Here is a 499-nt window from a genome sequence, read left to right as displayed (position 1 = left end):
ACCGTCGGACTCCCGAACACGTCCCGGATCGTCAGCCGCACGCCCAGCACGTCCGCGATGTGATTCGTCAGCCGAGCCGCGAGCAGCGAATGACCGCCGTGGTGGAAGAAGTCGTCGTCAATGGTGAGGTCGGCGGGCGCGTCGAGGACGCGGACGAAGAGGGCGAGCAAGGTCTCTTCGAGGGGCGTGCGCGGGGCACGGCCGGAGGCGGCGGCGACGGCCGGCTCGGGGAGGGCGCGCTTGTCGATCTTGCCGTTCGGCGTGAGGGGCAGCCGCTCCAGGAGGATGACGTGCGCGGGTACGAGGTGCTCGGGGAGCCGGTCCGCCACGTGCCTGCGAAGCTCTTCCGGGTGGGTGTCGATGTCGGCGTCGGTGACGACGTATGCGGCGAGCCGGTCGTGGTGGACGGTGACGACGGCCTGGGTGACCCGGGGGTGGGTCAGGAGCGCGGCCTCGGTCTCCCCCGGCTCGACGCGGAAGCCCCGTATCTTGATCTGGT

At 70.9% G+C, this 499-nt stretch carries 1 protein-coding gene; it reads right to left on the bottom strand.

Annotated features, from left to right (window positions below):
• On the bottom strand, positions 1-499 hold a 499-nt coding region (locus ADL08_RS12470), incomplete at both ends, for an AMP-binding enzyme (RefSeq protein ID WP_199836992.1).

Source organism: Streptomyces sp. NRRL F-6492, assembly GCF_001280125.1.
Taxonomy (GTDB): Bacteria; Actinomycetota; Actinomycetes; order Streptomycetales; family Streptomycetaceae; genus Streptomyces.
This window is presented reverse-complemented; position numbering and strand designations above follow the sequence as displayed.